The following is a 15302-nucleotide window of genomic DNA, read 5'->3' on the forward strand; positions in this document are numbered from 1 at the left end:
TCACTTTGACGACCGAACAAGGCCTATCGCCGCCGGGCGATGCGCACCCCCGGCACCTGGGCGACGTGGTTCAGCACAGACGCCACACGCGCCGAGTCTGAGACCTCCACGGTGAACGTCATCGAGGCGACGTCACGCACCGTCTGGGTGTTGACGCCGACGACGTTCATCTTCTCCTTGGCAAACACTTCCAGGATGTCGCGCAGGAGTCCCTGCCGGTCGCTGGCCTGCACCATCACGTCGACGGGATAGACCGCCGGCTTGTCCCCGGCCGGCACGCCCCATTCCACCGCGATGACGCGCTCCGGATGGCGCCCGGCGATCTCACGGAAGTTGGGGCAGTCGGTGCGGTGGATGGCCACCCCCTTGCCTTTGGTGACGAAGCCGCCGATCGCGTCGGGCGGCGCCGGCTTGCAGCAGCGCGCCAGTTGCGTGAGCAGCGACTCGATGCCGACCACCAGCACGCCGCCCCGCGGTGCCCCGCCCTCGCTGGCGCGCGACTTCTTGAGGGCGATGACTTCATCGGTCGTCGGCGCGGGCTCGCTGGGACGCAGCAACTGCTCGATGTTGCGCAGCGAGTACTCGTCCTTGCCGACCACCTCGAACAAGGCGTCCGCGCTCTTGAAGCCGAGCTGGCCGGCCAGGTCCTCCAGCTTGATTGCGGTGCGGCCTTCGCGTTGCAGGAGCTTCTCGACCAGTTCGCGTCCGCGGGCGATCGTCTGCTGTTGGGCCAGGGCGTTGAACCACGCGCGCACTTTGGCGCGCGCGCGGGGGCTCTTGAGATACCCCAGCTCCGGGTTCAGCCAGTCCATGGAGGGGCCGCCCTCCTTGGCTGCGATCACCTCCACCGTCTGCCCGCTCTTGAGCGGCGTGTGCAGCGGCACCATCACCCCGTCCACGCGCGCGCCGCGACAGCGGTGGCCGAGGTCGGTGTGCACGGTGTAGGCGAAGTCGATCGGGGTGGCGTCCTTCGGCAGCTCGACGATGGCCGCCTGGGGCGTGAAGACGTAGATGCGGTCGTCGAAGACGTTGGCCGCCCCTTCGGCCTGGCCGGAGAAGTCGCGCTCCCAGGCCAGCAACTGCCGCAGCACCGCCCGACGGGCCTCGGCCACCTGCATCTCGAAGTCGCCGGCGGCCGTCACACCGGCGTACCCCTTGGTGCCGGCCTCCTTGTACGCCCAGTGAGCGGCCACGCCATGCTCGGCGTGCTCGTGCATCTCGCGGGTGCGGATCTGGATCTCGATCGGGCGCCCGCGCTCGTCGAAGACGACAGTGTGCAGCGACTGGTAGCCATTGGGCTTGGGCCGCGCGATGTAGTCGTCGAACTCCTCGGGCAGAGGGCGGTAGGCCTCGTGCACCAGGCTGAGCACGGTGTAGCAGTCGCGCACCGTCGGCACGATAACGCGCAGCGCGCGCAGATCGTAGACGTGGTCGAAGTCGAGCTGCTTGCCGCGCATCTTCTTCCAGATGCTGTAGATGTGCTTCGGCCGGCCCTGCACTTCGGCCGAGATGCCGTGGCGCGCGAGCAGCTGCGCCACATGCTGGCGAGCGGCCTCGACGACCTGCTCGCGCTCCAGGCGCTTCTCGTCGAGCATGCGCGCGATGCGCTTGTACTGCTCGGGCTCGAGGAAGCGGAACGACAGGTCCTCGAGCTCCCACTTGATCTGCCAGATGCCGAGACGGTTGGCCAGCGGTGCGAACACCTGCAGCGACTCGCGAGCGAGCACGAGCGGGCAGTCGCGCTTGGCGGCAGCGTAGTAGCGCAGCGTCTGCAGGCGCGAGGCCAGCCGCAGCAGCACCACCCGCAGGTCGCGGGAGAAGGCCAGCAGCATCTTGCGCACGCGCTCCATCTGCTCGGCGCGGGCCTCGTCTCCGAGGAGCGCGTCGCGGGCGTTGCGCTGGATCTGCACCAGCTTGCGCGTGGCCGCGACCAGGCTCGCGTAGGACGGCCCGAAGGCCTTGGCGATGACCTCCTCCGGCTTGTTGAGGTACTCGCTCACGTACACCAGGTAGACGGCCGCCTGCATCGAGGCCGAGGCCCCGATGCCGCGCAGGATGGTGGCCACGCCGTCGGCGTGCTCCAACGCGTCTTCCTGCGTGTCGAGCGTGTGGCCGGCCAGGAGCGGCGCGGCAAAGGCGCGCGCCTGCTCCAGGCGCGCCAGCTCCTGCGCCAGCCCTTCGGCGGTGCTGCGGGCGGCACGTGTCTCGCCCGCCTCGTCGCCCACCAGCTGGACGATGGGTGCCGCCTCGGGCGGCTTGTCGAGCAATCCGGTCTTCATGCGGACAGCAAAAACTCCTGCACCACGGCGATCTGCTCGGGTGCCACCAGGGTCGGCGCATGGCCGACACCGGGAAATTCGTGCAAACGGGCGTGCGGGCCGCGCCGGGTCATCTCGAGCGCGGTCTCGCGGGTCAACAAGTCGGACTGCTCTCCCCGCAGCACCAACGTGCGGGCCCGCACGGCGTCGTAACGCTGCCAGAGCGCGGCCTGGGCGGCGGCTGCAGCCTCGGGTGTGACGGCATGAAAGGGCACGGCGATGCGAGGATCGTAGTGCGGTACGAAGGCGCGGCCGTGGGTGTCCGTCACCGGCCGCAGCATCGGCTCGGTCAGCGCCAGCCATTGCTCCCGGGAGTGAGGCCCGAAGCCCTGACTGATCGACCAGAAGTAGTCCGCCGCCTCCTCCAGCGACCCGAACCGCGGCACCCGGCCCAAGTAGCTGCCGATGCGTTGCAGCGCCTGCGCCTCGATCGTGGGCCCCACGTCGTTGAGCACCAGCTTGCGGATCGGGCTGCCGGACAGCGAGGCCACCCCGAGCCCGATCAGCCCGCCCATCGACGTGCCGACCCAGTCGAGCGTCTCCGCCCTCAGCCGAGCCAGCAGCGTGACCATGTCGGCCACGTAGGCAGGAATCTGGTAGCCCATGGGGTCGCCCAGCCAGTCGGAGCGGCCCCGCCCGACCACGTCGGGGCACACCACGCGGTAGTCTTTGCGCAAGGCGCGGGCCAGGGTGTCGAAGTCGCGCCCCTGCCTGGAGAGCCCGTGCACGCACACCAGTACCTTGGGGTTGTGGGGGTCGCCCCATTCCCAGTAGGCCATGCGATGCAGGCCTTGGCCGTCCAGGCATTGAACGAAGTCCAGGCGCGGTTCGCTCATGGGTGCAGGTCCTCCGAAGGTGCTCTCGCCCCGGCGCGGGCCGGGATCGATCTCCGATAATCGGCAACGCTTGTCGCCGCTTTCGCAACCATATCAAAGAGGACAGATCATGTTGAAAGGCAAGACCGCTCTCGTCACCGGTTCCACGAGCGGCATCGGCCTGGGCATCGCCCAGGCGCTGGCGCGGCAAGGCGCGCAGGTCGTGCTCAACGGCTTCGGCGATGTCGAGGCGGCGCGCCAGTCCGTCGAGCGGCTGGGCGTCAAGACCGGCTATCACGGCGCCGACATGAGCAAGCCGGCCGAGATCGAGGACATGATGCGCTATGCCGAACGCGAGTTCGGCGCGGTGGACATCCTCGTCAACAACGCCGGTATTCAGCATGTGGCGAACGTCGAGGACTTCCCCGTCGAGAAGTGGGACGCGATTCTCGCCATCAACCTCAGCTCGGCCTTTCACACCACCCGCCTGGCGCTGCCGGCGATGAAGCAGCGCAACTGGGGCCGCATCATCAACGTCGCCTCGGCGCACGGCCTGGTCGCCTCCGCGCAGAAGTCGGCCTACGTGGCGGCCAAGCACGGCATCGTCGGCTTCACGAAGGCCGTGGCACTGGAAACCGCGACCACCGGCGTGACGGTCAACGCGATCTGCCCCGGCTGGGTCCTCACCCCGCTGGTCCAGAAGCAGGTGGATGACCGCGCCGCGCGCGATGGCGTGAGCGTCGAGGAGGCCAAGCGGCGGCTGCTGGGCGAAAAGCAGCCTTCGCTGCAATTCACGACCCCCGAGCAGTTGGGAGAGCTGGCCGTCTTCCTCTGTTCCGAAGCCGCCGTCAATGTGCGCGGCGTGGCCTGGAACGTGGACGGGGGTTGGGTCGCCCAGTGACCCAGTGACACCCCCGAGAGAGGATGAGCCCGCTCGAGCAGCGGGCTCCAGTTCCTGCTTGCGTCCTACTTGAGCACCACGCTGCCCGACACGGTGGCCGTGATCGTGCCCTTGCCCATCTCGACCGGCACCGGTGCGGCGTCCTCCGCGGCGGCCGCCTTGGCGCGCATCGCCACCGGCACGGGAAGGCGCGGCGGCTCACCGGTGGACACCTGCACCTCGCGCAAGACGTAGCCGTTGAATCCGAACTGGCGGGCGATCTCCGTGGCCTTGGCCCGGTAATTGGCGATCGCCCGCTCAGTCACTTCGGCCTCGTGACGGGCGAGTGCCTCGCGCGACAGCCCCTGGGCGACCTGAGTGACGTTCATCCCGGACAAGCGACCCGCCGCCTGGGCGATCAGGTTCATGTCGCGGCCCTCCAGCACCAGTTCGGCCTGGCCCTGCCAGCCGCTCATGCGGCCCTGGTTGCCGTAGCGGGGGTAGAGCGAGAAGTTGCCCGTGCGCACCTCCATGTCGCCTGGGCGCGCGAGGCGGCGGGCTTCGGCGAGGGCCGCGTCCAGCGTTTGCTTCAGCGCAGCCTGCACCTGGGCCGCCTCCGTGCCCTCTCGCACCGCCGTCAGGGTGATGCTGAGCAGGTCTCTGGGCACGTCGAGGCTGGCTGCGGCCTGCAGGTGGACGACGTTCACGAGCGCGGTTTCGGGCTGGGGCTGGGGCCGGGGCTGGGCCTGGACCAGGGCCGCGGCCAAGGCGAGGAGCGGACCGGCCACGGCGTGCCGCGGCAGGAGGCGTCGAGTCATTGGATTCCTTTCCGGGGGACCGAACGAAGGGGCCATTGTGGCGGCGAGCTCCGCTCCGCCGGAGCCGGCCACCGCTCAACCCCACACGCCTCGCATCTAGGCCTTGTCAGCGCCTGTCGACAGGCGCAAGATTTGTAACAGTCGGTCAGGCTGCCCAAAATTGCCGGTTCGGCCCCGACACAATCCCGCCTGTTACAAGTTCGGGAGCTTTGCCCATGACTTCTCAATCGCCCAACGGCCGGATGGATCGCATCGTTGTCGTCGACGATGATGCGCGCATCCGCGACCTCCTGCGCCGCTATCTGACGCAGGAAGGCTTCGAAGTGCTGCTGGCCGAGGACGCCAAGGCGCTCAACCGAGTGCTGACCCGCGAGACGATCGACCTGATCGTGCTCGACCTGATGCTGCCCGGGGAGGACGGCCTGTCCATCTGCCGACGCTTGCGCGCCGCGAACGACGCCACCCCCATCATCATGCTGACGGCCAAGGTGGAAGACGTCGACCGCATCGTGGGCCTGGAGGTCGGTGCAGACGACTACCTGCCCAAGCCCTTCAACCCGCGGGAGCTGCTGGCGCGCATCCATGCCGTGTTGCGCCGCCGCCCGACGCTCGAAGCGCCCGGCGCCCCGGCCAAGGAGCCGCAGACGGTCACCTTCGGCCCGTTCGAGTTCGACCTTGCCTTGCGCCGGCTCACCAAGGACGGCGAGCAGATTCCGCTGACGACCGGCGAGTTCTCGATGCTCAAGGCGCTGGTGCGGCACCCGCGGCAGCCGCTGTCGCGCGACAAGCTCGCCCAGCTCGCCCGCGGGCGCGAGTTCGAGCCCTTCGATCGCAGCCTGGACGTCCAGATCTCGCGTCTGCGCAAGATGATCGAGCCCGATCCGTCGCAGCCTCGCTACATCCAGACGGTGTGGGGCGTCGGCTACGTCTTCGTGCCTGACGGCACCTCCTGAGGCCGGCGCCCAGCCGCCAGCAGACGGGGCCGGAACGCCATGGGGCGTCTGCCCGGGGCTACGACGCAGGCCCCGCCGGACGCCCCGCAGCCGGTCCGACTGCTCTGCGTTCGGCGCCCTCCCCTTCAAGAAAACCCGGCCTCGCCGGGTTTTTTGTGCCCGATACTTGGCGGCCTGACGAGTTGAACTTCCCGCCATCCGGCCTTGCCGGGCCGCCCCATCCGCTTTTCGATGCCGCGCAAACGCCTGACGCTCAGCCTCTTCTGGCGCACCTTCATCCTTCTGGGGGTCCTGCTCGGTTTCGGCATCTTCGCGTGGGTCCAGACCTTCCGCGCACTCGAGTTCGAGCCCCGCGCCGTGCAGGCCGCGCAGCAGTTGGCGAGCCTGGTGAACCTGTCGCGGGCGGCCCTGCGCTATGCGGACTCCATCAACCGCGTGACGCTGCTCAAGACGATCTCCGAGCAGGAGTCGATCAAGGTCCAGCCGCGCGAGCCCGGCGACCGCTACGAGCCCTTCGAGACGGACCGCTTCACCCGGCGCATCGGCCAGGAGTTGCGGTCGCGCCTGGGTCCGACGACGACCGTCGCCACCTCGGTGAACGGCACGCCGGGCCTGTGGATCGATTTCACGATCGAGAATGACCGCTACTGGTTGCAGGTCGATCCCGGCCGGGTTCAGTCGGTGGCCGGGCGCACCTGGTTCATCTGGGTCAGCATCGCGCTGCTCGCGACGATCCTCGGCTCAGCGGGGGTGGCACGCCTCATCAACCAGCCGCTCAAGCAACTGTCGTTCGCAGCCAGCCGCATCCGCGAGGGCGAGTACGAGTCCCAACTGGACGAGGAAACGCTCACGAGCGAGATCCGCGAAGTCAACATGGGCTTCAACCGCATGGCGCGAGAACTCGCCAAGGTGGAAGAAGACCGCGCCGTGATGCTGGCCGGCATTTCGCACGACCTGCGCACCCCGCTGGCCCGCCTGCGGCTGGAGGTGGAGATGAGCGTCAACGACGACGAGGCCCGCCGCAACATGGCCGCCGACATCGACCAGCTCGACGCGATCATCGACAAGTTCATGGACTACGCCCGCCCCGGGGAGGTGAAGCTCGTCCCGGTGCATCTGAGCGGCGTGGTCGACCGCGAGATCGCCGCGTTTCGCGACACCAACCAGATCCGGATCACCTCTCGCGTGGCGATCGACACCAAGGTCATGGCCGACGACACCGAACTCGGCCGCGTGCTCGCCAACCTGTTCGAGAACGCACGGCGCTACGGGCGCAGCGACGACGGGGTCGCGCACGTGGATGTGAGCTATGCGCGCACGGGGCCGTGGGTCATCCTGACGGTGCGGGATCACGGGCCGGGCGTGCCGCCGGAGAAGCTTTCGCAGCTGACGACGCCGTTCTTCCGGGGCGACGCCGCACGCACGGCGGCCACGGGCGCAGGGCTCGGGCTCGCGGTGGTGGAAAAGACCGTCATGCGCATGGGCGGCACCTTCGAGCTCAGCAACGCCCCGCCGCCCGACACCGGGCTCGTCGCCCGCATCCGGCTCAAGAAGGCGCCTTGAGGCCGCCCTCGGCCGGGGCGGCTGCGCGATGCCCTGCTCAGGCCCGGCGCAGCAGTGCGATGGCGCGCGCCTCGATCGATTCCTCGAGGCCGACCGGGCCGAGCTTCTCGGCCGTCTTGGCCTTCACGTTGACCTGCCCCACGTCGCACCCCAGGGCGCGCGCGATCGACGCGCGCATGGCGGGGATGTGCGGGGCCATCTTGGGGGCCTGCGCGACGATGGTGCTGTCCAGGTTCACGAGCTCGTAGCCGGCGTTGCGCACGCGCCGCATGGCCTCGGCGAGCAGTACGGTGGAATCGGCCGCACGAAATGCAGGGTCGGTGTCCGGGAAGTGCCGACCGATATCACCCAGGGCCGCGGCCCCGAGAATCGCATCGGTGATCGCGTGCAGGAGCGCATCGGCATCGGAGTGCCCGAGCAGACCCCGGCGATGGGGAATCGCCACCCCGCCCAGCACCAGGGGCCGGCCCTCGACCAGGCGGTGGGTGTCCCAACCCTCACCGATGCGCAAATCCATCATGGGCGACTCCTGAGAAGACGTTCCGCAAGTTCGAAGTCCTGCGGGTAGGTGAGCTTGAAGTTCTCCAGCGAGCCCGGCACCAGGCGCGGCCGCAGGCCCAGTTGCTCGACGGCACTGGCTTCGTCGGTGACTTCGCCGCGGGCCTGCGTCAGCGCCCGGCGCAACAGGCCCAGGCGAAACATCTGCGGCGTCTGTGCCTGCCACTTGCCCCGGCGCTCCAGCGTGACAGCGCTGCGGCCCGCGACGTCCTCCTTGAGCGTGTCGGCCAGGGGCAGTGCAAGCAAGCCGCCCACCTCATCGTCGCGGCACGCCGCGATCAGGGTCTGGACCCATTCGGGCTGCACCAGGCACCGCGCGGCATCGTGCACCAGCACCCAGTCCTCGGCGCGGGCGCCCCGGCGCACCAGTTCCTCCAAGCCCGCGGCGACGCTGGCCGCGCGGGTGTCGCCCCCGACATGCGCCACCCAGCCGGCGTACTGCGGCAGCTCGGCAGCAAAGCGATCGTCGCCCGGGGCGAGCACGACCAGCACGCCGGCAAGTTCCGGTATGCGGTGCAACGCCTCCAGCGTGTGGGCCACGAGAGGGCGGCCCGCCAGGCGCGCATACTGTTTGGGTCCGCCTTGGCCGGCCCGCGTCCCCACACCCGCGCAGGGCACCAGGGCATAGAGCCGCGGTTCGGGCAGGGTCGCCGGTCGGACGCGAGGATCGGCAGCGCAGCTCACGGAAGGCTTCGGTCGGTTCGGTGCAACGGGCACGGCTCAGATGCGTCGCCCACGCCTGGAAGATGGACGAGGCCGGGCGGCCTGCGGGAGAAGGCGGCAATTCTATAATCCGCATTGTTGTCGCCCCGAGGACGCCTCTCGGGGCGATTTGCTTTTGTCGCCGCGCGCATGTCCACGCAGATCCCGCCGATCGCTCCCGGCAAACGCTACACCGTCCCGCGGCCACCGGGCTCGGCGGATGCGCTCCTGCTCGCCGACTTCGTGCGCCGCGAGCGCGCCTCCGGCCGACTGGTGGCCATCGTCACGGCCGAGCCCGCCGATGCCCAACGGCTGCAAGACGAGCTCTCCTTCTTCGCGCCGGAGTTGCGCTGTGCCGTCTTCCCGGACTGGGAAACGCTGCCCTACGACACGTTCTCGCCGCACCAGGACCTGATCTCCGAGCGGCTCGCCACGCTGTGGCGCATCCGCCAGAAGGACCTGGACGCAGTGCTGGTGCCGGCGACCACGGCGCTGGGTCGCCTGGCGCCGCCCTCGTTCCTGGCCGCCTACACCTTCCACTTCAAACAGAAGGAGAGGCTCGACGAGGCCTCGCTCAAGGCGCAGCTGACGCTGGCGGGCTACAGCCACGTGAGTCAAGTGGTCTCGCCCGGCGAGTATGCGGTGCGCGGGGGGCTCATCGACCTGTTCCCGATGGGCTCGCCGGTTCCCTACCGCGTGGACCTCTTCGGCGACGAGGTCGATTCGATCCGCACCTTCGACCCGGACACGCAGCGCAGCCTCTACCCGGTGCCCGAAGTGCGCCTGCTGCCGGGCCGCGAGTTTCCGATGGATGAGGAGGCGCGAGCGGCGTTTCGCGCGCGTTGGCGCGAGCGCATCGAGGGAGACCCGAGCAAAGCGCGCGTCTACAAGGACATCGGCATCGGCATCGCCACCGCGGGCATCGAGTACTACTTGCCGCTCTTCTTCGACGAGACGGCCACCCTGTTCGACTACCTGGCGAGCCACGATCCGGCCGGTTCCGCGGGCGGTGGGAGCGCAGCCGTGGTGCTGCACGGCGAGATCGACGAGGCCTTCAAGCGCTTCTGGGCCGACACGCGCGAGCGCCATCGCTTCTTGCAGCATGACCCGGAGCGGCCCCTGCTGCCGCCGGAAGACCTGTTCCTCAAGCCGGAAGAGTTCTTTCAGCGGGCCAATGCCTACCCCCAGCTGGCCGTGCGCGGTAGCGAAGCGATGGACTGGGCGCGGCCGCTGCCCGATCTCTCGGCCGACCGCGGCGCGCCGGAGCCGTTGCGCAAGCTGCAGGCCCACCTGGCCGCGACGCCTCACCGGGTGTTGCTGGTGGCCGAATCGGCCGGCCGCCGCGAGAGCCTGCTCGAGCTGCTGCGCGACAACCGCATCGAGCCCCCGACGGTGGACTCCCTGGCCGCCTTCCTCGAGGCCGGTGACGAGAAGTTCGCGATCGCCGTCGCGCCGCTGGCCGCCGGCTTCCACTGGGCCCGCGAGGGCGAAGAACGCGGGCTCCAGTTCGTCACGGAGACGGAGCTCTTCGCCCTGCCGCCGACCGGGCGCCGCCGCCGGCGCCAGCAGGAGCAGGCCAGCAACGTCGATGCGCTGATCAAAGATCTCTCGGAGCTGAAGGTCGGCGACCCGGTCGTGCATGCCAACCACGGCATCGGCCGCTACCAGGGCCTGGTGAACCTGGACCTCGGCGACGGGCCGACCGAGTTCCTGCACCTGGAGTACGCCGACAAGGCGACCCTGTACGTGCCGGTCGCCCAACTGCACCTCATCAGCCGCTACACCGGCGTGAGCGCGGAGGAAGCGCCGCTGCACAAGCTGGGCTCGGGGCAATGGGAGCGCGCCAAGCGCAAGGCGGCCGAGCAGGTGCGCGACACCGCGGCCGAGCTTCTGAACCTCTATGCCCGCCGCGCGGCGCGCGAGGGCTTTGCCTTCCGCTTCTCGCCGCACGACTACGAGGCCTTCGCCGCGAGCTTTGGCTTCGAGGAGACGCCGGACCAGGCCGCCGCGATCCACGCGGTGATCCAGGACATGATCAGCCCCAAGCCGATGGACCGGCTGGTGTGCGGCGACGTGGGCTTCGGCAAGACCGAGGTCGCCCTGCGCGCGGCCTTCGTCGCGGTGACGGGCGGCAAGCAGGTGGCGCTGCTCGCTCCCACGACGCTGCTCGCGGAGCAGCACTTCCAGACGATCAGCGACCGATTCGCCAACTGGCCCGTCAAGGTGGCGGAGCTGTCTCGCTTTCGCTCCACCAAGGAGGTGAACACCGCCCTCAAGGGCCTGGCCGACGGCACGGTGGACATCGTCGTGGGCACGCACAAGCTGCTGTCGCCCGACGTGAAGTTCGCGCGCCTGGGCCTGCTCATCATCGACGAGGAGCACCGCTTCGGCGTGCGCCACAAGGAGGCGATCAAGGCCCTGCGTGCCGAGGTGGACGTGCTCACCCTCACGGCCACGCCCATTCCGCGCACGCTGGGCATGGCGCTGGAGGGCCTGCGCGACCTCTCGGTCATCGCCACTGCGCCGCAGCGGCGCCTGGCCATCAAGACCTTCGTGCGCAACGAGTCCAGCGGGGTGATCCGCGAGGCGGTGCTGCGCGAGCTGAAGCGTGGCGGCCAGGTGTACTTCCTGCACAACGAGGTCGAGACGATCGAGAACCGACGCCAGAAGTTGCAGGAGCTGCTGCCCGAGGCCCGCATCGCCGTGGCCCACGGCCAGATGCCCGAGCGCGAGTTGGAGCGTGTGATGCGCGACTTCGTCGCGCAGCGCTACAACATCCTCCTGTGCTCGACCATCATCGAGACCGGCATCGACGTGCCCACGGCGAACACCATCGTCATCTCGCGCGCCGACAAGTTCGGTCTGGCGCAACTGCACCAGCTGCGCGGGCGTGTGGGTCGCTCGCACCACCAGGCGTATGCCTACCTGCTGGTACCCGACATCGAGGGCCTGACCAAGCAGGCGGCCCAGCGTCTGGAGGCGATCCAGAACATGGAGGAGCTGGGCTCCGGCTTCTACCTCGCGATGCACGACCTGGAGATCCGCGGCGCGGGCGAGGTGCTGGGCGAGAGCCAGAGCGGCAACATGCAGGAAGTGGGGTTCCAGCTCTACAACGACATGCTGGCCGAGGCCGTGCGCTCGCTCAAGGCGGGCCGCGAGCCCGATCTGCTGTCGCCGCTCACGGCCACCACCGAGATCAATCTGCACGCTCCGGCCCTGCTGCCCGACAGCTACTGCGGCGACGTGCATGTGCGCCTGAGCTTGTACAAGCGGCTCGCCTCGGCCGAGACGATGAACCAAATCGACGCTCTGCTCGAGGAGGTGACCGACCGCTTCGGCAAACTGCCGCCCCAGGGCCAGACGCTCTTCGACGTGCACCGGCTGCGCGTGCTGGCCAAGCCCTATGGGGTGTTGAAGATCGACGCCGGCCCGCAGCTCATCAACATCACCTTCCGGCCCAATCCGCCCGTCGACCCGATGCGCATCATCGAGCTCGTGCAGAAGAACCGGCACATCAAGCTGGCCGGCAACGAGAAGCTGCGCATCGACAAGACCACGCAAGACGCCCGGGAGCGCGCGCAGTTCGTCCGCGACGTGCTGCGCTCGCTCGGCGCGCCCGCACCACAACCCGCCTGACACCCTCTCACCCGCATGTACACCGAGATCGCCCCCGGCCTGGTCGTTCGCATCGCGATGCCGCCGATGAAGTTGTCGGACTTCAAGGTCATCGCCTTCGACATGGATTCGACGCTCATCAACATCGAGTGCATCGACGAGATCGCGGCGGCCGTCGGCAAGAAGGCCGAGGTGGCCGCGATCACCGAGGCCGCCATGCGCGGCGAGATCCCGGATTTCAAAGAGAGCCTCAGGCGGCGCCTCTCGCTGCTGGCCGGCACGCCCGCCTCGGCCCTGGACGAGGTGTACCGCGAACGGTTGAGACTCAATCCCGGCGCGGAGGCACTCGTGGCCGCCGCCCGCGAAGCGGGGCTCAAGACGCTGCTCGTCTCCGGCGGGTTCACTCACTTCGCGGACCGGGTGTGCGAGCGGCTGGGCATGGACCGCGCCAAATCCAACGTGCTGGAGATCGTCGACGGCAAGCTCACGGGCCGCGTGGTCGGCGAGATCGTCGATGGCGAGGAAAAGCGCCGCCAGTTGCTGACGATGTGCGCCGACGTGGGCTGCTCGCCCCAGCAGGCCATCGCCGTGGGCGACGGGGCCAACGACCTGCCGATGATGGGCGAGGCGGGACTGAGCGTGGCCTACCACGCCAAGCCGAAGGTGCGTGAGCAAGCGATGGTCGCCATCGATGAGGGCGGGCTCGACCGGCTGCTCGAGGTGCTGCAGCGTTGACCCGCCGCCCCGCGCCCTCCCCCAGAAGGAGGGATTAAGGACTCTTTAGGGTTTGCTGACGATTGATTTAGCAGCGCCGCACGGCGGCGCTTCCGCACATGCACTACGAGGAAACCGCGCACAACGCGGTGCTGTGGGCGCACTACACGGACGACGAACTGGCTCACCTCCATCAGTCCGTGGTCGCGTCGCTCGACCCTCAGGAGATGAGCCTCGTGCTCGCATGGATCCTGCCGAGCAGCGCGGCGCAGGAGCGCCTGGCTCTGTTGAGCGACATGCGCATGCATGCGCCGCCTCCCGTGTTCGACTCGGTGCTCGGACTCGCCCGCGCCAAACTGAGCACCACCGACTGGCACAAGCTCGCGAAAGGACTGGGACTGCCGGCAGCGCCCCAGGTCTGGCCGGAGTACGTCGCCGCGCACTGAGGCGAGTGAGGGCCGGGCGCCCCCATCGGCGCAATCCATCGCGGCGGTCAGGCGTTCATGTCTTGCAGGGTCAGGGGGCGGCTCACGCGCAGGCGCAGACGGCCCCTGCCGGACTTCTCCAGCGTCACGCCCCCGTCGCGCTCGGCGAGTCGTTGCCTGAGCAGCACCAGTCGGGCCTCGAGGTTGTCGCACACGTCGGGCAGCCTCACGCGAGGGTCCAGCCGGAGCTCGCGGTTGGTGAAGTCGCAGCGGCCGCTGGATGCGTACTCCTGCAACAAGGTCCACAGGATGGACCCGGCCACCCCCTTGATCACGTAGTCCACGCCGAAGAAGACGCTGCCGTCGACCGGGTAGTACCTGACCAACAACGGGGACCCGGATGCTGAGGGTTCGGACACCGCCTGGGACGCGGGCGGTGGCTCGGCCTCCGTTCGCTGCCCGGGCGACACCGGGTCGTCCGGGGCCTCTGCATGGAGCTGGCATTGACGGATGAGCGGCCCCAGCTGGCCCGCCAAGGCCACGAGCGCATCCTCGTCGTCGTAGCTGAACCGCAGGGTCTCCGGGCTCTCGACGAAGAGCACGCCCAGCAGCTCGCCCGACGCGAACACGGGAACGGCCATCTGGCTGTGCGGCTCGCGCAGCCCGGGCCAGGGAATCGCGGTTTCGAGGGCGTCCGCGTGGCCCGTGCGTGCCAGACTCTCGCGCACGGCCTGGCTGTAGGTGTACTCGGCCGTGAGGTGGCTGATACGCACGGGAGTGCGCTCGCGCGCCGCCACGCCGATCACGCCCCGCCCGATGGGGACCTCCGAGCCCACACCGGATGCCGGGTAGCCGCGGCTCGCCACGGTGTAGAGCCGCTCCCCGGCCGCGTCCACCATCAGCATCATCGAGTGGCGAATTCCCAGCTCCTGCTCCAGGCTCTCGAGCAAGGTATGGACCAGTGTGCCGAGATCGGTGCAGTGCGCGATCTGCTGCGAACAGCGGCGCAGCGCCGCCAGCAAGCCACTGCCCCGCGTGGTGACCGGCAAGTCGAGCTTGGGCACGTGCTCGACCCGCTCGACTTCGTAGAGGTCGGCCCCCTGCAAGCGGAAGACTCCGCTCATGCCCGAGTGGGATGCGATCCCCGACAGCCGTGCCTTCATGCGCTCGAAGAGCGGCCCGGTGGTCTCGGTGCGCAGGTACCTCGCCTGCAAGCGGTACAGGCCCCCGGTGTGCGGGTGAACCAGCAGGATCTCGGCCTGCGGGTTCTGGAGCACGTTCTTGCGCGTGGTGTTGAAGAACTGGAACGAGAGCGCGACGTGGCGGCTGTCGACGTACTCGACCTGCGACAAGTAGGCGACGTTGGGCACTCCCGCCAGGTCGCAGGTGGCCATCATCGCCGGGATGGCGCCCTCCAAGCACGGACGGATGTCATCGACGGTGAGGTCAGCTGCCACGTCGATCCTCCTGGGCGGGCACCAGCGCCGCCATTCGGCTGCCGGGCGTCTGGTCGACCGACAGGACCGGTGTGAACTCCACGCGCACGAGTTCGCCCGGCTCCTGGGCCAGCACCGCGCGAATCACGTCCGCGGGATAACCGAGTCCCGAAAGCTCGGCCACGAGACGCTCGACGTAGTCGGCGGCCAACCTGTGCTCCGCCCGCGGGCGCGAAGGTGATCTCCCGGCCCTTGAACTGCACGGTACGGCGCGTGCTCGGTTCGCTGAAGACGACCGCGATCCAGTCGGTGTTGCGTGCGTCCTCGAGGACCCGCGCCGCTGCATTGGCCGACAGCAGCACGGCAATGCGCAGAGGGTCGTGCTTCACCTCGCAACCGACCGCGCGCATGCTCGGGCGCAAGCCCGGGCCCCGGCTCGCAGCGATGATGGACACGCGCCGCGACAGGTGGGCCAGATGCTCCGGCGGAATGACGGCCGGCGCGT

The 15302-nt window shown here is 69.1% G+C and carries 13 protein-coding genes; 6 read left to right on the plus strand and 7 right to left on the minus strand.

Annotated features, from left to right (window positions below):
• Positions 1-23: 23 nt before the first annotated feature.
• Both OMP39_RS08220 and OMP39_RS08225 read right to left on the minus strand, forming a co-directional pair.
• Positions 24-2279, minus strand: a complete 2256-nt coding sequence (locus tag OMP39_RS08220; RefSeq protein WP_264891271.1) for a RelA/SpoT family protein — start codon at positions 2277-2279, stop codon at positions 24-26.
• Positions 2276-3154, minus strand: a complete 879-nt coding sequence (locus OMP39_RS08225; RefSeq protein WP_264891272.1) for an alpha/beta fold hydrolase — start codon at positions 3152-3154, stop codon at positions 2276-2278. The genes OMP39_RS08220 and OMP39_RS08225 overlap by 4 nt, the downstream gene beginning before the upstream one ends.
• A 109-nt stretch (positions 3155-3263) precedes the next feature.
• Between OMP39_RS08225 and OMP39_RS08230 the strand changes: the two genes are divergently transcribed.
• The gene (locus OMP39_RS08230) at positions 3264-4034 is read left to right on the plus strand and encodes a 3-hydroxybutyrate dehydrogenase (protein WP_280925503.1); all 771 of its coding nucleotides are present in this window, start codon (positions 3264-3266) and stop codon (positions 4032-4034) included.
• A 65-nt stretch (positions 4035-4099) separates the two neighbouring features.
• On the opposite strand, the gene OMP39_RS08235 is transcribed toward OMP39_RS08230, so the two are convergent.
• Positions 4100-4831, minus strand: a complete 732-nt coding sequence (locus OMP39_RS08235) for an SIMPL domain-containing protein (RefSeq protein ID WP_264891273.1) — start codon at positions 4829-4831, stop codon at positions 4100-4102.
• A 242-nt stretch (positions 4832-5073) separates the two neighbouring features.
• Between OMP39_RS08235 and ompR the strand changes: the two genes are divergently transcribed.
• Both ompR and OMP39_RS08245 read left to right on the plus strand, forming a co-directional pair.
• Positions 5074-5784: an osmolarity response regulator transcription factor OmpR gene (gene ompR / locus OMP39_RS08240; protein WP_280925504.1), complete on the plus strand. Its 711-nt coding sequence runs from the start codon at positions 5074-5076 to the stop codon at positions 5782-5784.
• Positions 5785-6015: 231 nt separating this feature from the next.
• Complete coding sequence (locus OMP39_RS08245) at positions 6016-7347, plus strand: sensor histidine kinase (protein WP_264891275.1); 1332 nt, start codon at positions 6016-6018, stop codon at positions 7345-7347.
• Between the two features lie 37 nt (positions 7348-7384).
• Here the strand turns inward: OMP39_RS08245 and ispF are convergent, their stop codons facing one another.
• Together ispF and ispD are read right to left on the minus strand one after the other, a co-directional pair.
• Complete coding sequence (gene ispF, locus OMP39_RS08250; RefSeq protein WP_264894498.1) at positions 7385-7864, minus strand: 2-C-methyl-D-erythritol 2,4-cyclodiphosphate synthase; 480 nt, start codon at positions 7862-7864, stop codon at positions 7385-7387.
• Entirely contained in the window at positions 7864-8550 is a 687-nt protein-coding gene (gene ispD, locus OMP39_RS08255) for a 2-C-methyl-D-erythritol 4-phosphate cytidylyltransferase (RefSeq protein WP_264894500.1), read from the minus strand. Before ispD ends, ispF begins: the two co-directional genes overlap by 1 nt.
• A gap of 207 nt (positions 8551-8757) precedes the next feature.
• Between ispD and mfd the strand changes: the two genes are divergently transcribed.
• The 3 genes from mfd to OMP39_RS08270 all read left to right on the plus strand — a co-directional run bounded on the left by mfd (position 8758) and on the right by OMP39_RS08270 (position 13382).
• Positions 8758-12243: a transcription-repair coupling factor gene (gene mfd / locus OMP39_RS08260; protein WP_264891276.1), complete on the plus strand. Its 3486-nt coding sequence runs from the start codon at positions 8758-8760 to the stop codon at positions 12241-12243.
• Between the two features lie 15 nt (positions 12244-12258).
• Complete coding sequence (gene serB / locus OMP39_RS08265) at positions 12259-12957, plus strand: phosphoserine phosphatase SerB (RefSeq protein WP_264891277.1); 699 nt, start codon at positions 12259-12261, stop codon at positions 12955-12957.
• A gap of 98 nt (positions 12958-13055) precedes the next feature.
• A complete protein-coding gene (locus OMP39_RS08270; RefSeq protein ID WP_264891278.1) occupies positions 13056-13382 on the plus strand; it encodes a hemerythrin domain-containing protein in 327 nt (108 codons plus the stop codon).
• A gap of 47 nt (positions 13383-13429) precedes the next feature.
• Here the strand turns inward: OMP39_RS08270 and OMP39_RS08275 are convergent, their stop codons facing one another.
• Both OMP39_RS08275 and OMP39_RS08280 read right to left on the minus strand, forming a co-directional pair.
• Positions 13430-14818: a GAF domain-containing protein gene (locus OMP39_RS08275; RefSeq protein ID WP_264891279.1), complete on the minus strand. Its 1389-nt coding sequence runs from the start codon at positions 14816-14818 to the stop codon at positions 13430-13432.
• The gene (locus OMP39_RS08280; protein ID WP_264891280.1) at positions 14808-15008 is read right to left on the minus strand and encodes a hypothetical protein; all 201 of its coding nucleotides are present in this window, start codon (positions 15006-15008) and stop codon (positions 14808-14810) included. The genes OMP39_RS08275 and OMP39_RS08280 overlap by 11 nt, the downstream gene beginning before the upstream one ends.
• Positions 15009-15302: the final 294 nt, after the last annotated feature.

Source organism: Schlegelella aquatica (genome assembly GCF_026013905.1).
Lineage (GTDB): Bacteria > Pseudomonadota > Gammaproteobacteria > Burkholderiales > Burkholderiaceae_C > Caldimonas > Caldimonas aquatica.

Bases quoted from the DNA above. Each gene is read 5' to 3' on its own strand.
- ompR (WP_280925504.1), top strand. From the start codon at position 5,074: ATGGATCGCATCGTTGTCGTCGACGATGATGCGCGCATCCGCGACCTC.
- ispF (WP_264894498.1), bottom strand. From the start codon at position 7,864: ATGGATTTGCGCATCGGTGAGGGTTGGGACACCCACCGCCTGGTCGAG.
- OMP39_RS08225 (WP_264891272.1), bottom strand. From the start codon at position 3,154: ATGAGCGAACCGCGCCTGGACTTCGTTCAATGCCTGGACGGCCAAGGC.
- OMP39_RS08230 (WP_280925503.1), top strand. From the start codon at position 3,264: ATGTTGAAAGGCAAGACCGCTCTCGTCACCGGTTCCACGAGCGGCATC.
- OMP39_RS08245 (WP_264891275.1), top strand. From the start codon at position 6,016: ATGCCGCGCAAACGCCTGACGCTCAGCCTCTTCTGGCGCACCTTCATC.
- OMP39_RS08220 (WP_264891271.1), bottom strand. From the start codon at position 2,279: ATGAAGACCGGATTGCTCGACAAGCCGCCCGAGGCGGCACCCATCGTC.
- OMP39_RS08270 (WP_264891278.1), top strand. From the start codon at position 13,056: ATGCACTACGAGGAAACCGCGCACAACGCGGTGCTGTGGGCGCACTAC.
- serB (WP_264891277.1), top strand. From the start codon at position 12,259: ATGTACACCGAGATCGCCCCCGGCCTGGTCGTTCGCATCGCGATGCCG.
- mfd (WP_264891276.1), top strand. From the start codon at position 8,758: ATGTCCACGCAGATCCCGCCGATCGCTCCCGGCAAACGCTACACCGTC.
- OMP39_RS08235 (WP_264891273.1), bottom strand. From the start codon at position 4,831: ATGACTCGACGCCTCCTGCCGCGGCACGCCGTGGCCGGTCCGCTCCTC.